At 52.9% G+C, this 17818-nt stretch carries 6 protein-coding genes; all 6 read left to right on the top strand.

Going from position 1 to position 17818, the window contains the following annotated elements; genetic code table 11:
• Nucleotides 1–26 precede the first annotated feature (26 nt).
• Nucleotides 27–5195: a DUF7948 domain-containing protein gene (locus DZK30_RS04315; RefSeq protein ID WP_118972837.1), complete on the top strand. Its 5169-nt coding sequence runs from the start codon at nucleotides 27–29 to the stop codon at nucleotides 5193–5195.
• Nucleotides 5196–5445: 250 nt separating this feature from the next.
• Nucleotides 5446–9468 carry a DUF7948 domain-containing protein gene (locus DZK30_RS04310; protein WP_118972836.1) on the top strand — a complete coding sequence of 1341 codons (4023 nt, stop codon included), beginning with the start codon at nucleotides 5446–5448 and terminating at the stop codon, nucleotides 9466–9468.
• Nucleotides 9469–9971: 503 nt separating this feature from the next.
• Nucleotides 9972–13823 (top strand): DUF7948 domain-containing protein, encoded by a 3852-nt coding sequence (locus tag DZK30_RS04305; protein ID WP_162902832.1) that lies wholly within the window; start codon nucleotides 9972–9974, stop codon nucleotides 13821–13823.
• A 186-nt stretch (nucleotides 13824–14009) separates the two neighbouring features.
• Nucleotides 14010–15680 carry a T9SS type A sorting domain-containing protein gene (locus DZK30_RS04300; protein ID WP_118972834.1) on the top strand — a complete coding sequence of 557 codons (1671 nt, stop codon included), beginning with the start codon at nucleotides 14010–14012 and terminating at the stop codon, nucleotides 15678–15680.
• A gap of 117 nt (nucleotides 15681–15797) precedes the next feature.
• On the top strand, nucleotides 15798–16871 hold the full coding sequence (prfA, locus tag DZK30_RS04295) for a peptide chain release factor 1 (protein WP_118972833.1): 1074 nt from the start codon (nucleotides 15798–15800) through the stop codon (nucleotides 16869–16871).
• 32 nt (nucleotides 16872–16903) lie between these two features.
• A complete protein-coding gene (locus DZK30_RS04290; RefSeq protein WP_118972832.1) occupies nucleotides 16904–17815 on the top strand; it encodes an FkbM family methyltransferase in 912 nt (303 codons plus the stop codon).
• Nucleotides 17816–17818: the final 3 nt, after the last annotated feature.

The following is a 17818-nucleotide window of genomic DNA, read 5'->3' as shown; positions in this document are numbered from 1 at the left end:
CCATAGTAACAAACAGCATTCGCCCCATGAAAAAATGTATTTACCTAAATGCATTGTGCACCCTTTTTGTGCTTTGCTCCGGCATTCCTGCATTTGCCAAAGGCAATCATTCCCACCCCGCTACAGGCCAAAGACAAATCAATGTCAAAAAGGTTGGACTGGACTTTGTTGAGAATAAAGGCCAATGGGACGCCCGCGCCCGGTATGCGGCCGAGGTTCCCGGCGGCGCCGTTTTCCTGACGAACAACGGCTTTACGTACACTTACTACAACCAGGAGGAAATATCCAGGCTGCATAAACAATGGCACGATGAGAACAAAAATGTGGATAATGAGATCGTGCATGGTCATGCCTATACGGTTTCGTTTGAGGGCGCACGTCCCGATGTACGCAGCGATGCCACCGAAAAACGCAGCTATTACGCCAACTTCTTCCTGGGTAAGGACCGGTCGCACTGGGCCGGCGGTACATCCATATTCGGAAGAGTGACCCAAAAGAATATCTACAACGGTATCGACATGGTAGTGTACAGTAAGGAGAACAGCATGAAGTACGACTTACTGGTGGCTCCCGGCGCCGATGCGGCGCAGGTAGTGATGAGCTATGATGGTGTAAAGCCCGTGCTTACCGAGCAGGGACATTTGCGTATCCGTACCTCTGTAAACGAGATCACGGAGCAGGCGCCTTATACCTACCAGATGATCGACGGCCGCCAGCAAGAGGTAAAATCGCGCTACAAGGTCGCCGGCAATAAAGTGAGCTTCGAGTTTCCGGAAGGATATGATAAAAGCCAGCCGCTGGTGATCGACCCTGTGCTTGTTTTTGCCACTTTCAGCGGCGGCGGCAGCGCCACGCCTTTCGCATCGGGATATTATGCTTATAGCTCTACCTACGACGCCCAGGGCAATATGTACGCTTCTTCCGGTGCATACCATCTGGGCTGGCCCACTACCGCCGGCGCTTTCCAGGTAACCTTTGGCGGTGCAAGGGATGTGACCGTGAACAAGTACAACGCCACGGGAAGCACCCTGATCTATTCCACCTATTATGGCGGCGCAGGTGTCGATTTCCCGCACGCCATGCGCGTGAACAATGCGAACGAGCTCGTGGTGATCGGCAGTACCAACTCAGCTGACCTGCCTGTGACCATCGGCTGCTACGACAATTCCCTGAACGGCGCCTCCGATCTCTTTGTGGCACACTTCAACAGCGACGGCACCGACCTGATAGGCGCAACCTATATGGGCGGTGATAACATAGAGCCCACAGCCTTCAACTTTGGCGGTACCAATCCCATTACAGACAACAATGCCGGCATATCCAGCCCAATGGAGCTTACCTTCGACAATGGCGGTAACATATGGGTGGTAAGCAATACCAACTCCAACAACTTTCCCACAGAGGCCGGTGGCTTTTTCACCACCAATACGGTGTATCATACTTTGTGTCCCGGCACCAGCTATACCTTCGGCACTACCGTACTGACCAGCCCCGGCACTTATAAAGACACCTTTACTACAGCAGCCTGCGACAGTGTTGTTACCCTGCACCTGACAGCGGGAGCCTACAAGACCCATACCTTTAATCATACGATCTGCCAGGGCAGCACTTATAATTTTGGCGGAACGATCCTAAGCGCCACCGGCAATTATGTGGATACCTTTGCTACTGCGGGCTGCGACAGCATCGTAACGTTGAACCTTAGCGTAAATCCACTGATCACCAACGCTGTGACAGCAGCGATTTGCGCCGGCAGTTCCTATAATTTCGGCGGCACGCTGCTCAAGACCTCGGGCACCTATGTCGATACTTTCGCCACCGCCGGCTGCGACAGTATCGTGACCCTGAGCCTTACCGTCAATCCCTATCTGCGCGATACGCTGAATGAGACCGTTTGTGCGGGGGGAAGCTACCGCTTCGGCGACAGTTCGCTTACCACGGCGGGTGTATACGTCGACACCTTCAAGACCTTCGGCGGCTGTGACAGCATCGTGACCCTGAACCTGGGCACAGGCGCTTATACTGTTCATACGGTTACCGCGGGCTTCTGCCCCGGCAGCAGCTATACTTTCGGCGCCGCCGTATTGAATGAGCCGGGTATTTACCGGGATACGTTTTCGACTACCGCTTGCGACAGTATCGTTATCCTGCGTCTACAGGAAAGGCCTTACATCCGGAACACCATTACGCCCACCATATGCGTGAACGGCTCCTTCCCCTTCGGTTCTCAGGTGCTGACCATAGCCGGCACTTATGTCGATACCTTTGCCACAGCGGGCTGCGACAGCATCGTTACCGTGGAATTGACCGTAAAGCCCAATATCCTGAATGCCTTTCCCATCACGCTGTGCCCCGGCACTACCTACCAATTTGGTTCGCAGACGATCAGCACAGCAGGTATCTACATCCAGACTTTCCCCACCGCTACCTGCGACTCTGTCGTAACAATAACGGCTACGGTGAAACCTTATATTACCAATAACATAACCGAAAGCCTTTGCACAGGCGGCACCTATCTTTTCGGGTCAACGGTGTTGATCGCACCGGGCACCTATACCGATACTTTTGCCACGTCGGGCTGCGACAGTATTGTTACGTTAACGCTCAACGGGCCTTTTACCAATACGCTCTCCGGCGGTATCGATGTGGTGCTGTTCAAGCTCAACCCCGCCTGTAACGATCTGATATTTAGCCGGTATATCGGCGGCGCCGGAGATGAGTCGCCTACCAGCCTTGAATTCACCAACTCGGGCAAACTGGCGCTCTGCGGCATTACTTCCAGCAATAATTTTCCCACTACCAGCGGTGCTATGCTTACCGCGGCACCGGGAGGCGGCCAGGATGGCTTCGTTTCCCTTGTCGATGCTTATACCGGCAATATAGAACGGTCTACCTACCTGGGTACACCGGCTACCGACCATGCCGTTGCTGTACAGGTAGATGCCGATGACAATGTCTACGTATTGGGCCGTACACTGGGCGCTTACCCCATAAGCCCGGGCGTATGGGAAAGTGCCAACAATGGCGATATATTCATCGATAAGCTCAACCCTACGCTTTCAACATCGCTGCTGTCGACCAGGGTGGGCAACGCGCAGGGCTTCGGTCAGTTCTTCCCTTCGGCCTTCCTGGTGGATATCTGCCGCAATGTATACGTGGCCGGCTACTACGCCAATGCCGGAATGCCGTTGTCTACCGATGCCTATCAGACCGCCCCGGCGCCATTCTGGTTCGGTGTATTGCAACCCGACTTTGCAGGGCTGCTGTTCGGCTCCTATTTCGGTGTGGGTAACGACCACGCACACTGCGGCGTGAGCCGCATGGACCCCGAGGGCATCGTGTACCACTCTATTTGCTGTAGCAACGGCACCTATCCGGGCACGACTACTTCCAGCTGGGCGCAAACCAAAAATCCCAACATAAGCCAGGATATCATCAGCTTCAAATTCAATTTCGAAGCTACCGGCGTAAAGTCCAACTTTGAGCTGGCGCCCGGCGTCAACGATACCGGTTGTGCTCCCTATACCGTGACCATGGTCAACACTTCCAGCTCGGCGGTAAGCTATATCTGGGATTTCGGCGACAATACCGGCACCGTAACGGCTACCAATCCTTCTCATACCTATACCGATTCCGGCACCTTTACGATTACCCTGCATGCGCTCAATCCCAATACCTGCATTACGGAAGATACCGCCACCATGCAGATCAGGGTGCTGAGGGTAGTAACCCCCGACCTTAGTCTGCGGGATACCATTTTGTGCAGTAACCAGCAGGCGATAGATGTGAAGGTTACTATCAATAATCCCACGCCCAATAATACGATCCAGTGGGGGCCGGTCAATGGCATCTCCGGTCCAAACAACCTACCAGCAGCAAGTGTAGATCCTGCGCTTCATGACAAGTACTGGGTAACGGTAAGGGATACGATACCCGGCATCTGCGGTTTGTCGGCCACCGACACCCTGCATATAGATCTTGCGCCACGTGTGCTGGATATCCTGAACAATGATACGGTAATCTGCGACGGGGCTACAGTACAGATCAATGCGACCGGTACACCAGCCTACAGCTACCGCTGGTACCCAAATACAGGCGTAAGCGACTCGACTATTTTCAACCCCAGGATCACAGTGAGCGAAACCACATTGTTCAGCCTTACGGGCCGCTACAAGACCTGCCCCGACACCACAGTGCTGTACAAGATCGAAGTGCATAAGATACCGAAGCTCACCCTGTCGCCTGACAAGGATGTATGCCAGTGGACCGAGGTGGCTCTGGAATCGGCTGTAACGCCTTACCGAAATGACTACCAATACCGGTGGACACCGGCTACACCTAATCTTACCGAGCCTACAGGACCCAATACCAGCTTTGTGGCCGACACCACCGTCACTTACCAGCTGTATGTGCAAACGCCGATCGGTTGCGCCGATAGCGCCAAGGTACATATCAATGTATTCCCCGGAAACTTCGGAGCCGCTACCAACGATACCGGCTACTGCCCGGGCAGCGAAGCGCCGCTGTGGGCATCCGGCGGGGTAAGTTATACCTGGACACCGGCCTATGGCTTATCCGATGCGACCTCGGCAACGCCTGTGGCAACGCCGCTCACAACTACCGATTATACGGTGCTGATCAAGAACATCCACGACTGTCTCGATACGGAGAAAGTAAGTGTGAGGGTATATCCCCAGGCCATTATCGATATGCCCGACAGCATTACGATCTATCCCGGCGAGCAATACCACCTGGAACCCGGCACCAATGCATCCTACTTCAAATGGTTCCCACCGTCTGGTCTCAGCCACGCCAATGTTGCCGATCCGCTGGTATCGCCGGAAGTACGGACCCGGTATTTTGTAACGGCGACCACCGAAGCCGGATGTATCATCCTCGACTCGATCGACGTGCTGGTCAAAGAGACCGTGATCGACATGCCCAATGCCTTTGCGCCATCCGGCACCAATAACCTCTTCAAGCCCGCCAAACGAGGCATCGCAAGGCTGAAGGAATTTGCGGTGTACAACCGCTGGGGCAACAAGGTGTACAGCAGCAGCAATATTGAAGAAGGCTGGGACGGCACCTTCAACGGGCAGCCGCAACCCATGGGCGTGTATGTTTATAGCATTGAGGCCGTAACCGACAAAGGCACACCATTTGTCAAGAAAGGCAACGTAACCTTGCTACGTTAGGTTACGGTACTCAAATAGCAAAAATTAATACAGGAAATTTTTCCCCAATATATCCCCGGCCTGAAAACCGGGGATATTTTTTGTACGCCAAAAAGCTCCGGGCCCGGCAGAGATGGGCCCACGCGATACCTGACTAGTTATTGAAATATTAAAACTGGTTATTTTATCGGGAGTAGCCAACCGAAAGACAATCGTTTCATGTCTACAATTTTGTTAAATTGCGCTACATATTTTTCAAAAAGTTGTATCAATGAATCTGAATATTTATAAGAAGGCATTATTCTTGTCTTTGTTTTTGCTGACCGGAGCCATGGCATTTGCCAGGGTAAAGCATCCCGTAAGCGAAACGATCGCCAAACTTTCCCAAAAAAAACCTGGTTTTGACTTCATTGAGAACAAAGGCCAATGGACGACAGAGGCCAGGTTCAAGGCCAATTTGCCCGGCGGTGTCCTGTTCTTAACCGATCAGGGGTTTGTCTATAACTATGTGAGCGGAGAAGATATGGAACGTGTGCATGAGCTCGGCGAGGAGCATAAAGACCTCAGCAAAGAAGTTGTCCGTTCCCATGCTTACCGGGTAAACTTTGCCGGTGCCAATACCGGCATTACCTATAAACAGGAAAGCAAAAGAAGCACTTACCATAACTATTTCATCGGTAATGACCGATCAAAATGGGCCGGTAATGTGGGCCTGTATGGCAAGGTATCGATGCAAAATGTATATAACAACATCGATGTCGCCGTCTACAGCAAGCAAAACGCCTTAAAATATGATATCATTGTACGGCCGGGCGCCGATGCCGCACAGATCAAGTTGACCTTTGACGGCGTACAGCCTGAGCTGAACGCCGATGGCGCGCTGAAGATCAAGACCTCGGTAAACGAGGTGATCGAGCAGGCGCCTTACTCCTACCAGGTGATCAACGGGAAAGAAGTACCGGTACCCTCCCGCTATGTGCTGGACAAGGGGCAGCTGACCTTTGCCTTCCCCGAGGGATACAATACACAGTATGAGCTGGTGATCGATCCTACGCTGGTGTTTGCTACCTATAGCGGCGGTACCGCCGGCGGTTTTTCGGGATTTTATGGCTTCAGCACCACCTACGATAACGAAGGCAATGCCTACGCCGGCTGCGGCGCCGGTGGCGCCGGCTGGCCTACTTCGTTCGGGCCGGCTTTTCAACCTGCTTACAGCGCAGCAGGTAATTTTATTGTAGGCATTAATAAATATAATGCGCTGGGTACTGCGCTGGTTTATTCTACTTATTATGGCGGGACCACAGGCCCCGAGTTTGTACACACCATGAAGGTAAATGACCTGGGCGAGCTGATCATTGCCGGCAGCGCGCAATCGAACAATATCCCTACATCTCCTGGTTGCTTTGACAATACGCTGGGAGGCATCGTCGATCTTTTTGTAGCACATTTCAACACCACCGGTACGGCCCTCATCGGCGCTACCTATATCGGCGGTTCCGGCGCCGAGCCGAATACCTTCAACTTTACCGGATTGAATAATTTTGGCTTTGGTAACAATGGCGACAACTTCACCCAGCACACCACCAGCCCCGTAGAGATCAATACAGATGCCGCCGGAAATATATGGCTGGTGAGCAATACCAAATCTACCGACTTCCCGCTGACAGCCAACGCGCAGCAGGCAGCGCTGTCCGGAGCCGGCACTACCGACGGCGTTATTTGCAAGTTGGATCCTACCTGCTCCCAGTTGCTGTACAGCAGCTACCTCGGCGGTACCGGGGACGACGGCATTTTCTCAACCCAGTTCAATAGCGCCGGTAATGTCGTTATCGGCGGCGTGACACAAAGCAACGACTTTCCGACCACCGCCGGGGCCAAAACCACCGCAGCGCCCAGCGCAGGCGGTAGCCTGGACGGTTTTGTGAGCATTATCAATGCTACTACCGGCGCCATTATGCGCTCGACCTATATGGGTACCGCCAACTCCGACCAGGTAGTGGCGGTTCAGGTAGATGAGAACGACAGGATATTTGCCTTCGGCCGTACCGATGGTCCCTATCCCGTGTCGACAGGCGTCTATTCCATTGGTGGCGGCGACGTGTTTATCGACAGGCTCAGCCCCGACCTGAGCACATCACAGCTATCGACGCTTGTAGGATCAGGCGCCGGCTTTGCACATTACTTCCCCGACGGCTTCCTTGTAGATATATGCGGAAATGCTTATGTAACGGGAATGCAGGCGCCCGCAGGTTTGCCCACCACTGCCGATGCGGCTTCAGCTGCTCCGCTGCCCTTTTGGTTCTGCGTATTGAAGCCCAACTTCCAGGACCTGCTGTACGGCTCTTATTTCGGTGTTGCAGGCGACCACGTCCATGTGGGCAACAACAGACTGGATCCTAATGGCATCGTTTATCACTCCATTTGTAACAATACCGCCAATGGCTGGGGAAATCCCTCGCTGATTACGCCTAATGCATGGTCGCCAACGAAACAATCAGCCGGCCAGGATATCATTACCTTTAAGTTTGACTTTGAGGCCACCGGTGTGATCTCCAATTTTGTGCTGGATACCGCCATTGCCAAGAAAGATACTGGCTGCGTGCCCTATACCATTAAAATGAAGAATACCACCAATAGCCCAACGGCTGCGGCGGCTACTACCTTTAAATGGGATTTCGGCGATGGCAGCGCTATACAGACTGTTGCTGCGCCTACCCATACTTATACGACAACCGGCGTATTTACCATAACCTTGTACGCGCACAATGACTCTGCCTGTATCAAAGACGACACGGCATACATGACCATTACCGTGCTTAAAACAGAGCTACCAAACATAACGGTCAAGGATACGACGATTTGTGGCCACGAGCCGGCGATCAATATCGGTGTCACTATCCATAACCCTTCCCCCAACAATACGATCCAGTGGGGCCCGGCTACAGGTATTTTCGGGCCTTCCAACCTGGCGACGGTTTCTGTGGATCCATCGGCCAGCAGCCGCTATTGGGTAACGGTTAAGGATACGATACCCGGCATATGCGGTTTCTCAACGATGGATACGGTGCATATCGACCTTGCTCCCAGGGTGCTCGATATCATCACCAATGATACGGCCGTCTGCCAGGGTGCCGTTGTACCCATTGTCGCTATCGGCACCAACGAGTACACTTATCATTGGTCGCCTGCTACAGGGGTTAGCGATACTACAGTGCTGCAGCCGGTGATCACCATCAACCAGCCCAATATTTATACACTTACCGCTTCGTATCCCAACTGTCCCGATACTTCGGTGATCATCAGCTTTGATATGCACTATATCCCCAAGCTCGACCTGGGACCCGATAAAGATGCCTGTCAATGGACCGATGTGGCGCTGGAATCGAGCATCACGCCGTTCCGCAACGACTATATTTACCAATGGGTACCGGCTACGCCCAACCTCAGCAATCCCAATGGACCCAATACACACCTGAGCGCCGATACCACCATTACCTATACCCTGCAGGTCCAAACGCCCATCGGCTGCGCCGACCAGGACAGCATTACCCTGACCGTATATCCCGGAGCCTTCGGGGCCGCTACGGCCGATACCGGCTATTGTCCCGGAGGCCAGGCACAGCTTTGGGCTACCGGCGGTGTATCCTATACCTGGAGCCCCGCATATGGACTCTCCGACTCCAGCGCCGCGTCTCCGCTGGCCACCCCGCTTACCTCTACCGACTATACTGTGCTGATCAAGGACGTGCACAACTGTGCCGATACCGAGCAGGTTTCCGTACAGGTATATTCCCAGGCGATGCTCAACCTGCCCGACAGCGTGACCGTGTATCCCGGAGAGCAATACCATGTAGAGCCGGGTACCAACTGCATGTACTTCACCTGGTTCCCCCCTTCGGGCCTCAGCGCCACCAATATTGCCGACCCGCTGATAAGCCCGGCGGTAAGGACCCGCTACTTTGTAACGGCCAGCACCGAGCATGGTTGTATGATCAAAGATTCGATGGACGTGCTGGTTAAAAAGACCGTGATCGATATGCCCAATGCCTTTGCTCCGGCCGGCAACAACAAGGTATTCAAACCGGCCAAACGCGGTATTGCCCAGCTGAAGAACTTTACCATCTTCAACCGCTGGGGCAATAAGGTATATACCAGCGCCAATATCGACGAAGGATGGGACGGCACCAAGGACGGCAAGGTATTGCCCATGGGCGTCTACATCTACATCATTGAAGCCGTAACCGATAGCGGCGAAATATTTACCCAGGAAGGAAATGTAACCCTCATACGGTAAAACATTAACCATAAAAAAGTGCGGCCCGGCAATTGCCGGGCCGCACTTTTTTATAGAAGACCGGCTTTTGAGCACCGGTCTTTTTTTAATGATACTTTATTCCGTGACCGTAACAGTTGTAAAAACATTACCTGAGTATGTCGATGTAGGAAACATTGCACGACATTGTCCTAATCCCGGTTGCTGAGCCTGTCGAAGCACCGTTGCATCGTTGTCCTTTCGACAGGCTCAAGGACCAGCGGATGTTTTGTTTCCTGTATCGACATAGTCAGCAAACATTAAATACCCCCTCACATCAGTGTCCAAACCAACTCTTTCGGAGCCGCTTCATGTCTTTTTTTTTATTATATTGCACTACTATTTTTGTTAAAAGCTAACCAATGAATCGTACTAACTACAAAATTGCACTTCCCTTATTGTTTCTTCTTTTTGCCGGGGTATTGGCCTCTGCGAGGGGGAGACACCCTGTGCCAGGGACGGTGCCTGCTCCAAAAAAGGAAGGATTGGACTTTATTGAGAACAAGGGCCAATGGAATCAGGAAGCCCGGTTCAAAGCCGACATTCCCGGAGGCGCCATGTTCCTTACCAATGAGGGCTTTGTATTTAACTATGTAAGCATGGAGGATATGGAGCGGGTTCACCGGATGTGGCATGATGAGAAAAAGGATGTAAAGAATGAGATCATCCGGCACCATGCCTATAAGGTGAAGTTCAGCGGAGCCAATTTGTCCACGCAATTCAATTCGGAAAGCCCCAGAAGCTATTACCATAACTATCTGATTGGCAACAATAGCGTAAATTGGGCCGGCCATGTAGGCCTTTTCGGGAAAGTAGTTCATAAAGATATCTACCAGGGTATCGATATGGCCGTTTATTCAAAGAACAATAATGCGAAATATGATTTCATTGTAGCGCCCGGGGCCAATCCCGACGCTATTGCTATGACTTATGAAGGTGTGGTTCCCGAGCTGACCGCCGAAGGCAATTTGCGCATCAGGACTTCTGTGAATGAGATTGTGGAGCAAGCCCCCTACTCTTACCAGCTGATCAATGGCCGTGAAGTTCCGGTAGCTTCCCGCTACAAGCTCACTAATGGCAAGCTCAGCTTTACGTTTCCCGCCGGCTACGATGCCAGCCAGCCGCTGATCATTGATCCGGTGCTGGTGTTTGCTACCTATAGTGGTGGTACCAATACCAATAACTATAGCTATTGTACTACCTACGATGCGGCCGGCAACCTTTATGCCGGCGCCGACTCCTGGAGTACAGGCTGGCCCACCACCAGCGGCGCCTACCAGGAAAACTGGGCAGGCGGCGGCCATGAGGCAGCTATCAATAAATATAACGCGACCGGCAACACCCTTATCTATTCCACCTATCTAGGGGGCACCAGCCAGGAATACCCGCACGCGATGAAGGTTAACGATAACAATGAGCTGGTAGTGGTTGGCTGTACGCAATCGGCCAACTTCCCTACGTCACCGGGCTGTTACGACAATACCCTGTCCGGTTCCTGGGATATATTCGTCTCTCACCTGTCGGCCGATGGCAGCACCCTGGTCGGTGGCACCCTGATGGGCGGCGCCGGTATCGAATCGCAGCAATACACTTTCACCGGTACGCCCTCGACCGTCGACCTCAATAACAGCTCTACTTCCAGTCCATTGGAGCTCACCTTCGACGCCGCCGGCAATATCTGGTGTGTAGGCAATACTAATTCTACCGACTTCCCGGTAACGCCCGGAGCGCAGCAGGCGGCAAATGCCGGCACCGGTACGCTCGACGGTGTCATCTTTAAGCTGAACCCTACCTGCAGCAGCCTCTTGTACAGCTCCTACCTGGGCGGCAGTGGCAATGAGGGGCCAACCGCCATTATATTTAACAATGCCGGCAACCTGCTGGTAAGCGGCATTACCAACAGCACCAACTTTCCCGGAACAACTGGCGGTATGATAGCCACTGCGCCCGGTGGCACTTATGATGGCTTCGTAGCCCTCATAAACCCCAACACCGGAGCCCTGATCCAGACCACATACGTGGGTACCGATAATGTGGATCAGGCGGTAAACCTGCAAGTCGATGAAAGCGATAACGTTTTTGTACTAGGCAGAACGACCGGTAACTACCCGATATCGCCCAGTGCATGGGTAGGCACTGCCGACGGCGACGTGTTTGTCGACAAGCTCAATCCCGGCCTTACCGCTTCCCTGCTGTCGACCCGAGTAGGCAACCCGCAATCGGGCTTCAGCCGCTTCTTCCCATCCGCCTTCCTGGTGGATATATGCCGGAACATCTATGTTGCGGGCTTTAGCGCCGTGGCCGGTATGCCTTTATCCAACGATGCCTATCAGACCAATACGGCCTCATTCTGGTTCTGTGCGATGACGCCTAATTTCGGCGACCTGCTGTTCGGGTCCTACTTTGGTGTCAGCGGCGACCACTCTCATATAGGCTCACACCGTCTGGATCCCAATGGTATCGTTTATCACTCTATTTGCCAGGCCACACCCGCCAGCTCCACAACCCCTTATCCGGGGCCCACACCCAACAGCTTCTCACAGTTCAAGCAAACCTCAGGCCAGGATATCCTGAGCTTTAAGTTCAACTTTGAGGCTTCCGGTGTGAACTCCAACTTCCAGCTTGACCCCACCGTTAACGGCAACGATTCAGGCTGCGCGCCCTATACCATTCACCTGATCAACAACTCGGTGGCCGCGGAGAATTACACCTGGGATTTCGGCGACGGAAGTGCTACCAGCAACCTTCCCACGCCTTCACATACCTATACCGTGCCCGGCGTCTATACCCTTTCGCTGCACGCCAATAATGATACCTCCTGCATTACCGACGATACGGCCTACATGACCATCACGGTGCTGCATACCGAGCTGCCAAACATAACGGTCAAGGATACGACGGTCTGCAGCTACCAGCAGGCGATCAATATCGGTGTAACCATCCATAACCCTTCCCCCAACAACATCATTCAGTGGGGCCCTGCTACAGGCATCCTCAGCCCGTCTAACCAGGCCAATATCTCGGTTGATCCTACAGTGAGCAACCGCTATTGGGTAATGGTTAAGGATACGATACCCGGCATATGTGGTTTTTCGTCGACGGATACGGTGCATATCGATCTCCGGCCCAGGGTGCTCGATATCGTCACCAATGATACGGTCGTCTGCCAGGGCGCCGTTGTACCCATTGTCGCTATCGGTACCAACGGCTATACCTATAACTGGTCGCCCGCTACAGGGGTTAGCGATACCACAGCACTGCAGCCGGTGATCACCATCAACCAGCCCAATATTTATACACTTACCGCTTCGTATCCCGACTGTCCCGATACTTCGGTGATCATCAGCTTTGATATGCACTATATCCCCAAGCTCGACCTGGGGCCCGATAAGGATGCCTGTCAATGGACCGATGTGGCGCTGGAATCGAGCATCACGCCGTTCCGCAACGACTATATTTACCAATGGGTACCGGCTACGCCTAACCTCAGCAATCCCAATGGACCCAATACACACCTGAGCGCCGATACCACCATTACCTATACCCTGCAGGTCCAAACGCCCATCGGCTGCGCCGACCAGGACAGCATTACCCTGACCGTATATCCCGGAGCCTTCGGGGCCGCTACGGCCGATACCGGCTATTGTCCCGGAGGCCAGGCACAGCTTTGGGCTACCGGTGGTGTATCCTATACCTGGAGCCCCGCATATGGACTCTCCGACTCCAGCGCCGCGTCTCCGCTGGCCACCCCGCTTACCTCTACCGACTATACCGTGCTGATCAAAGACGTGCACAACTGTGCCGATACCGAGCAGGTTTCCGTACAGGTATATTCCCAGGCGATGCTCAACCTGCCCGACAGCGTGACCGTGTATCCCGGAGAGCAATACCATGTAGAGCCGGGAACCAACTGCATGTACTTCACCTGGTTCCCCCCATCGGGCCTCAGCGCCACCAATATTGCCGACCCGCTGATAAGCCCGGCGGTAAGGACCCGCTACTTTGTAACGGCCAGCACCGAGCATGGTTGTATGATCAAAGATTCGATGGACGTGCTGGTTAAAAAGACCGTGATCGATATGCCCAATGCCTTTGCTCCGGCCGGCAACAACAAGGTATTCAAACCGGCCAAACGTGGTATTGCCCAACTGAAGAACTTTACCATCTTCAACCGCTGGGGCAATAAGGTATATACCAGCGCCAATATCGACGAAGGATGGGACGGCACCAAGGACGGCAAGGTATTGCCCATGGGCGTCTACATCTACATCATTGAAGCCGTAACCGATAGCGGCGAAATATTTACCCAGGAAGGAAATGTAACCCTCATACGGTAAAACATTAACCATAAAAAAGTGCGGCCCGGCAATTGCCGGGCCGCACTTTTTTATGCATTATCTCAGTCACTTGAAGAATAAAATAGTCACATTAAAAAAAGAAAAAATGAAATAAGAAAATTAAATTTATGCTCCTGTCCGGAAACTGCTTTTTAACCACCAATCCAACAACCAAACTAAAAAAGCATGAAAAAAACAATTCTATCACTGCTTACGGCCGCTGTAGCCTTGCTGCAACCTGCGCAGGCCCAATTCCTTAATTCGTCCTTCACCGATGTACAATGCCCTGCACCTCCCGGCGTCGTAGCGCATGTAAGTTACCTGGGCGCCTATTCGTATGGCGGCGTCCAGTACCCCGACGCTGTAAGCGACCTTTATGTTTATTCGTGGAACCAGGCCGGCGGCATCGGCTGGGTACGTAAAGAAAGCGCCAACCCGGGCAATATACTGGATCAGGGCACCTTTTCCCCCAGCCAGTATAGCGGCGCCAGCGCCGTGGATGTCGCTATTGTCCACGACGGATCGATGAACCAGAACCTGATCGTAGTGGCCTATCACAACAATAACGGCCATTTCCTGGATTTCTACTTCTGGAACCAATTCGGCATCACACCCTACTTTACTTATCCGCTGTCCAATTTAAACACGGGTAGCATCAGTATCGACGGTCATGAGATGAACAGATTTGCTGTGACCTGGGATGGCGACGGCTATATTCATGCCATGGCCGCCCACACCGATGCCGGTGTAATGCTCGGCTGCAGCAATACGCTGAACCCTCTTGGCATTAAGTACCTGGAGCCCGATATCGCTATCGGGCACGGCGGTACTGCCTACGATGGCCTTACCTTACACTTCACTTACCTGCGGTCCGACTATACCCAGGTGGTGGAATCTACCCTGCCCTTCGAGGAAGTATTTACCAATTGCCCGCCCATGGTAACGCCGCTGATCGAAGATGTGCTCAACACCTCATCAGCTACTGCTACTTTCCGCTACAGCCGTCCCAGGATCGACTGTCCCGATCACCAGCCTGGCACCGACGACTGGAGCTATGTGATCAACGAATACACGCCGGCGACGTACCCTTATTTTCCGCCGACACCCGATGCCCAATCCCGGATCATTACCGGCCGAAGAGCTTACAGCATTACACCGGCGGTACAGCACGATGTGCTTAACGATGGCTCGCTGGGCAACCTCAACATGTCTTTTAATGTAAGCGGAGCGCCTATTCTGCCCGCCGTAGCTTATGATCCACAGGGAACCAGCATTAATTTTGCCTGGAACAAAACCATGGAAGATCCTGCCCTGGGCGACAATGACTTCCTCGGCCTTCGCCTGCGGAACGATGGCGCGCCGTTCAGTACAGACTACTGGATCATTGACCGCGATCCTACTATTCCGCAACAGTCGCCGATTGTGACCATGAGCACGCAGAATGACAAAACATCGGAAATGTTCTTCGCCTTCAGCGGCATTAATCCCGACCCGATGAACTTCTACTATACACTTTACTACAAATGGGTACCTTGGTACAACTATGGCTACCGGCCGGCGCCGGCTGCTAACGGCATCGCGCAACAGCAGGAACAAGCCTGGACAGTGCAAGCGTATCCCAATCCTTTTACCAATAGCCTAAGGCTTACGGTTAATGAAACCAGCCGCAAGCAAACTATGGAAGTAAGCCTCACCGATATCAACGGCCGTCAGCTGCATCAATGGCAAGGCACCATAGACGATATCAACCCGCAACTGGAACGTGCGGCCACCGCGCTACCTGGAAATATTTTCTTCTTGAAAATTACGCAAGTAGCCAACGGGCAGAGCAAGACTATAAAGCTATCCAGGCATTAGACCAATCTATCGCTTAACGCCAGGTTTCCGGACAATTTCCAAAAAGACGCGGTGCTTACTGCGTCTTTTTATTTTACCAAATCACATTTAATATGCTTAAATTCGCGCACTTTTATTATGATAGAAAAACTAGAAGCTATAAAGGCCCGGTTTACAGATCTGGGGGTAGCTTTGACCAATCCCGAGATCGTAAGCGACAATAAGCGCTTCACCCAGGTATCCAAAGAATACCGGAAGCTGGAGCCTATTGTGAACGAATATAACCGATACCGCAACTGCCTCGATGCGATTGCATTTGGCAAGGAAGTGCTGGCTACGGAAAGCGACGAAGACCTGCGGTCCATGGCCAAGGAAGACCTGGAGCAGCTTGAAACAGACAAGGAGCGCCTGGAAGGCAGCATCCGCCAGCTGCTGATCCCCAAAGATCCCCAGGACGAGAAGAATGCGATCATGGAGATCAGGGCCGGCACCGGCGGCGATGAGGCCAGCATATTTGCCGGCGACCTGCTGCGTATGTATATGCGCTATTGTGAAAAAAAGGGATGGAAAATAGCCCTGCTTTCCGAAGCCGAAGGCACGGTAGGCGGCTACAAAGAAATACAGCTGGAAGTAACCGGCGAGGATGTTTACGGCACACTGAAATTTGAAAGCGGCGTCCATCGCGTACAACGGGTACCGGCAACCGAGGCCAGCGGCCGTGTGCATACCTCTGCCGCTACCGTTGCAGTAATGCCCGAAGCGGAGGAGATCGACTTTGAACTGAGGGAAAGCGACGTAAAAATGGAAACCTCGCGAAGCGGCGGTTCCGGTGGCCAGAACGTGAACAAGGTCGAGACAAAAGTACAATTGACGCATATTCCAACCGGCACCGTCGTGATCTGTCAAACGGAGCGCACTCAGCTGGGCAACCGGGAGAAGGCCATGCAGATGCTGCGTACCAAGCTATATGAAGAAGAAGTACGGAAGCATGAAGAAGCCATTTCCAGCCGGAGGAAAAGCCTCGTGAGCACAGGCGACCGCTCGGCCAAGATCCGTACCTACAACTATCCGCAGGGCCGTATTACCGACCACCGGATCAATATGACCATTTATTCCCTGGACGATTTTATGAACGGCGATATAGGGGAAATGGTGGAAGCGCTGCAGTTTGCCGAGAATTCGGAAAAAATGAAGGCCGGCGAAAGTGTATAATATTCTGAAAAAAATTTAAGGGGCAAACGCGGATGGGTTTAAAAGAAGACATGCTGGAACAATTGAAGGAAGTGGAACGGTTAGCCCAAACATCAAGGGCCGGCCGTTTGCTGCATCATCCGTACCGGTACCTGTCGGCCATTCTCTTTAAGGATTTTATTTATCCGCGGTCGCGTAAGGAGAAGGAAAAGAGAACCCGACTGTTCAATGGACGGGAAATGACCATAGTGCTGCCCTCCTCGACCGATATCTACCTTACCGGCGGCAAATCGCATGATTCAGAAATAAGGCTCGCCCGTTTTCTCATCCGCAACCTTGAGCCGGGACAGCATTTCCTCGATATCGGCGCCCATTACGGTTACTTTTCATTGATCGCCTCGGACCTGACCGGCCCATCAGGAAAAGTACTGGCCCTTGAGCCGGCCGGCCGCACCCACGCCATACTTTCCCGTAATTGTACGGGCAGCAGCAATATTACTGTCATCCGCAAGGCGATCGCCGACGAACCGGGGGAGATTACATTTTACGAATTCCCCAACCTGTTCTCCGAATACAATGCGATCGATATTGAACAATTCAAGGAAGAAAAATGGTTTGCAGGGTTTAAGCCGCAACAGACGGTAGTGCCGGCTACCACCGTTAATGAGCTTACCAGCGATGGTTTCCGTCCTGCCATCATCAAGATCGATGTGGAAGGCGCAGAGCTGAAGGTGATCAAAGGAGGTTTGACTTTCTTTGAACAGAACAGCCCCATGATCGCCATGGAATACCTCGCGCCCGAACGGGACAATACAGGGCACCGGAACGCCGTTACTATGCTGCGGCAAAAAGGCTACAAGACCTTCCTGCTGGACCGCCAGGGCGGCCTGCAGGAAACGGATGATATCGAAGGGCACCTGCACCGCGAAAAAACGGCTTCGGACAACATTATTCTCAGCAAATGAACT

Source organism: Taibaiella koreensis, from assembly GCF_003545715.1.
GTDB lineage: Bacteria > Bacteroidota > Bacteroidia > Chitinophagales > Chitinophagaceae > Taibaiella > Taibaiella koreensis.
This window is presented reverse-complemented; position numbering and strand designations above follow the sequence as displayed.